The sequence below is a fragment of the Campylobacter sp. 2018MI01 genome, assembly GCF_018501205.1.
Taxonomy (GTDB): Bacteria; Campylobacterota; Campylobacteria; order Campylobacterales; family Campylobacteraceae; genus Campylobacter_E.
Genome location: NZ_JAHCZE010000082.1, coordinates 1 through 4,738, shown reverse-complemented (window position 1 = coordinate 4,738; position 4,738 = coordinate 1). Strand labels below are relative to the sequence as shown.

The window sequence follows — 4,738 nt, the reverse complement described above, 5'->3', positions numbered from 1 at the left end:
CCAAACCAGTTTATTTAATTAATTTAAAAATAAATGAAAATTATGCGATTACTTATACAATAAGTGCAAAAAAATTATTAGATAATTTAAAAATTCAAGATGATTTTTTAGCTGCTTTAAAGTATGAAAATGAGTATTTTTATAATGAATTTGATTGGCAAAATAAAACTAAACTTTTAACAAATGATGAAGATATAATTAAATTAGATGATAAATATTATTTAAGTAATGAAATTATTTTAAATGATAGATTTTTAATATTGATTAAAAAAGATATTACAAAAGATTATAAAACTCATTTACATATAATAAAAAAGGCTTTTATAATTAGTGTGATTTTGGTATTTTTTGCTTTTATTGGGGTATATTTTGTTTTAGGATTTTTAATTAATAAATTATTAAAAACTGAAGAAAAACTAAGAAAATTAAATGCAAATTTACAAGAAGAAGTAAAAAATCAAGTTGAAATAATTAAGGCTAAATTAGATGAAAATACACAAAAAGAGCAATTGCTAAATCATCAATCAAAATTAGCTGCATTAGGTGAAATGATAGCTTGTATAGCTCATGAATATAGACAGCCATTAGCAACTTTAGGTGCAATTTCTAGTTATCTTGAGATTAGTTTAGAAAAACAAAAAATTGATGATAAGTTTCATCAAAAATTAAAAGAGATAAATCCTATTTTAAATTATATGTCAAAAACTATTGATGAATTTTATGATTTTTATAAGACAAAGCAAGAAAAAAGCTCTTTTTATGTTTATGAAGCTATTTTAAATTCTTTAACGATTTGTAATGCAAGCCTTACAAGGAATGCAATTAATACTACTTTAAGACTTGATAAGAATTTAAAAATAAATTCATATAAAAATAGTTTAGCTCATGCAATAATCAATCTCATTACAAATGCAAAAGATGCTTTAGTTAATATAAAAAATCCTTATATTATAATTAATCTTTATGCTTATAAAAATAATATTTACATTAGTATAAAAGATAATGGAATAGGGGTTAAAAAGGATTTAGAAGAAGAAATTTTTAAACCTTATTTTAGCACGAAAAATGGTTCAGGGCTTGGGCTTTTTATGATAAAAAATATTTTAAATAGCGAGTTAAATGCTGATGTATTTTTAAAAACTAGAAAAATTGGAGCTAATTTTTATATTAGGATTGCTTATGAATGAGTTGTTTTGTTTAATTGTAGGTAGTGGTATTAGTGGTTTAACATTGGCGAATTTATTGGTTAAACAAGATATTTTATTAATTGAGCAAGATGATGAATTAGGCGGAGCTAAGAGTTATTTAAATTTTGCTGCTAGTAATTCATCTTTTCAGCAACTAGCAAATATAAAAGATGATAAATTTTATGATGATTTGATTTCTTATTCAACTAATTATGCTGATTTTACTTTATTAAAAGAGCTTAGTGAAAAATCAGCACAAGCTACTCAACTTTTAAAAAGTTTTGGGGTTGAATTTGAATTAGCTATATCAAATAGCTTAAATCATTCAGTTCCTAGAGAATTACACCCTTTAAAAAATGCTAAAGAAAATGTGATAAATCCATTAATCAACAGATTGCTTAGTAAAAATGTAAATATATTAACTAAAGCTAAATTAATTGATTTTGATAATGGTATTGCAAGTATTTTACATAAAGATGAAATCATAAAAATTAAGGTTAAAAATATAGCTTTTTGCACTGGTGGATTTGCAAACGATAAAGAATTTATAAAAATTCATTATCCACTAGCTTATTATGCTAAAACTATGTCTAAGAACAATTCAAATTCTTTAAAGATTTTATTAAAAAATGGAGCAATCCCAACTCAATTAAGTCTAATGAGATTTGCTTTTGTTTTGCCTATGGATATTTTTAAATATGGAATTTTAATTAATTCTGATTTTAAAAGATTTGTTAGAGAAGATAGCTCAAGGCAAGATTTAGCAATAGCGATTTTAAATGAAATTAAAAATAATAAATTAGTTAAATTACTCCTAGATAATCACGGAATAAATTATATAAATGATACAAGTATATTTTACAAATACTATTCTTTAGAAGAAATTGATAAAAGATTAATTAATTGCGTTGATGAATACAATAGCTATTTTGGTAATAGGATTGATAAATTGGGTAAAAATCTTAATAATATTTCTATTAAAGCAATTAATAAGCCTATGTTTTATTTGGCTAATGTAGATGTTTATTTAAACTATACTTTAGGTGGGGTTAAATCAGATATATTTGCAAGAGTAATTGATATAGATACTAATACAGCTAAGAATAATATGTTTGCTATAGGAGAAGTTAGTTCTATGTTTGGAGAAGCAAGGCTTAGTGGAGCTGCTAGCATAGCTTGTGTTGTATTTGCTATGAATGCTAGTCAATTTATGCTATCAATTTGAAAGTATTAATAATTTTTTTATAATCTAGCTAAATAGGAGAAAATATGAAGAAGAAATACTCATTTTTTAAAAACGCAAGTTATGCTTTAGCAGGGGTTAAAAGAGCTTTAAATGAAAGTGCTTTTAGGATAGAATTTGCAATAGGAATTTGCTTTATTTTATTTGCTTTATTTTATCCTTTTTCTTTATTTGAAAAGGCATTTTTAATAGGTGTTATTATTTTAGTATTTGCTGCTGAATGCTTTAATACTTCTATTGAGAGCGTTGTAGATTTGGCAACTTCAAAATACCATAAACTTGCAAAAGATGCAAAAGACTTAGGCTCTGCTGGAGTATTTTTTACTATTTTAATAGCTGTTTTAACTTGGCTTAGCGTTTTATATAAGGAATTTTTATGAAAATAATTGAGATTTATAAGATTTTAGATGAATTAAGCCCTTTTAATACCCAAGAAAGTTGGGATAATAGTGGGTTAATTTTAAGCAATGATGATAGTTGCGAAAGGATTTATCTTAGCCTTGATTTAGATTTTAATCAAGTAAAATCATTTTTACCAAATTCATTGATTATTACTCATCATCCTTTGATTTTTAAGGGTATTAAAAGTATTAAAAATGATTATGCTGGTAATATTTTAAAAGAATTAATCAAAAAAAATTGTGCTTTAATTTCTATGCATACGAATTATGATTTAAGTCATTTAAATAGATATTTTTGTGAAAAGTTTTTAGGCTTAGAAATAATTGAAAGCGATGGGTTTTTAGCTTATGCTAAGAATAATTTTAAAGATATTTATGAATTGGCTGATTTTTTAAAGGCTAAATTAAACTTAAAAAAAATATCAATATCTTTAGCAAAAGAAATAATTCAAACTGATTTAATAGGAATTTGCACGGGTTCTGGAATTTCATTGGCTAGTGAGCTTAAGAGTAATATATTTTTAACAGGAGATATTAAATATCACGACGCTTTAGCTCTTAGTGAAAATAATATAAGTTTAATTGATATTAAGCATTATGAAAGTGAGATTTGTTTTGCTAATTCTTTAGCGAGTAATTTGCAAAAATTACCGATAGAGATTATAATCAGCTCTTCAAAAAATCCATTTTTAGAGTATTAAGGACATACTATGAATAAACACCTATCACAATTAGTAGAGCTTTCTAAATTAGATAAAGAAATAGATAGTTTTTTACCACAAATTGAAAGTGCTAAAAGAGAAGCTAACAATTTAGAAGATAAAATTAAAAGTCTTGAGAATAAAAATTCAAAATTAGAAGAAAGCATAAAAGAAATTAGTGAGAGTAAAGTAAAAGTAGAAAATCACATAGCTCAATTTTCAACAAAGATAAATGAAACAGCTAAAAAAATTGCTTTAGTAAAAACAGAAAAAGAAGCAAATGCTTTAAAATTAGAAGAAGAAATCGCAAGAGAGCAATTAGAAGCTGCAAATGAAGAAATATCAAAATTAGAAAAAATAGTAGATAATAAAAAAGAAGAAATTAAAGAAAATCAAAAAGAAATTACTAAATTAAATGATGATTTAACTATAGCAATAGCTAATCAAAAATCAGCACTTGATGCTATTGAAGAAAAAAGAAAAGAAATTTATGTAAGAAAAGATAAGTTAGCTAGCGAAATTGATAGCAAAGTTTTCGGATTTTATGAAAAAATTAGAAAATGGGCTAAGAATACTGCAGTAGTTCCTGTTAAAAAACAAGCTTGCTATGGTTGTTTTATGCAACTAAATAGCAAAACTTTTAGTGCAGTTTTAAAAAGTGAAGAGATTAATAACTGCCCACATTGTGGAAGAATTTTATACATAGAAGAGTAATTTTTATAATTTAAAAAATGTATTTTTTTTATATTCTTGTTTCTATTTTAATTTATCCTTTATTCTTATTGGCTTTAATTCCTTTAAGTTTTAAGGATAAATATTCTAAACTTTATCAAAAATTTTTACCATTCAAAAAGCATAAAATAGCAGATATTCATTTTCATTTTGCAAGTTATGGAGAAGCTGTCGCTTTAGGCGAGTTGATTAAATATTATAAAAATAAAGGTTTTAAAATATTACTTACTTGTTCATCAAAAACAGGGCTTATGAAAGCAAAAGAATTTGATGATAATGCTTTTTTACTACCTTATGAGCCATTATTATATTTATGGCTTAAACCTGCTAAGACTTTAATAGTATTTGAAGCAGAATTGTGGTTGGCTTTACTTAAAATATATAAAGATTTTGATAAAAATCCTATTTTATTAAACGCTAGAATGAAAGAAAATAGCTTTAAAAATTATAAAAAATTTAGTTTTTACTATACAA

At 24.2% G+C, this 4,738-nt stretch carries 6 protein-coding genes; all 6 read left to right on the top strand.

The features are described 5' to 3' along the window. Positions 1 to 1,187: sensor histidine kinase (locus KJQ97_RS08755; protein ID WP_214120599.1), on the top strand; the 1,187-nt coding region annotated here is incomplete at its 5' end. Beyond that, positions 1,180 to 2,412: an FAD-binding protein gene (locus KJQ97_RS08750; protein WP_214120598.1), complete on the top strand. Its 1,233-nt coding sequence runs from the start codon at positions 1,180 to 1,182 to the stop codon at positions 2,410 to 2,412. The genes KJQ97_RS08755 and KJQ97_RS08750, both read left to right, overlap by 8 nt. A gap of 44 nt (positions 2,413 to 2,456) precedes the next feature. Further along, entirely contained in the window at positions 2,457 to 2,810 is a 354-nt protein-coding gene (locus KJQ97_RS08745) for a diacylglycerol kinase (RefSeq protein WP_214120597.1), read from the top strand. Beyond that, on the top strand, positions 2,807 to 3,532 hold the full coding sequence (locus KJQ97_RS08740) for a Nif3-like dinuclear metal center hexameric protein (RefSeq protein WP_214120596.1): 726 nt from the start codon (positions 2,807 to 2,809) through the stop codon (positions 3,530 to 3,532). The genes KJQ97_RS08745 and KJQ97_RS08740 overlap by 4 nt, the downstream gene beginning before the upstream one ends. 9 nt (positions 3,533 to 3,541) lie before the next feature. Then, entirely contained in the window at positions 3,542 to 4,246 is a 705-nt protein-coding gene (locus KJQ97_RS08735; RefSeq protein WP_214115832.1) for a zinc ribbon domain-containing protein, read from the top strand. A gap of 17 nt (positions 4,247 to 4,263) precedes the next feature. Then, a partial coding sequence (locus tag KJQ97_RS08730; RefSeq protein WP_284454207.1) for a glycosyltransferase N-terminal domain-containing protein occupies positions 4,264 to 4,738 on the top strand: 475 nt, incomplete at its 3' end.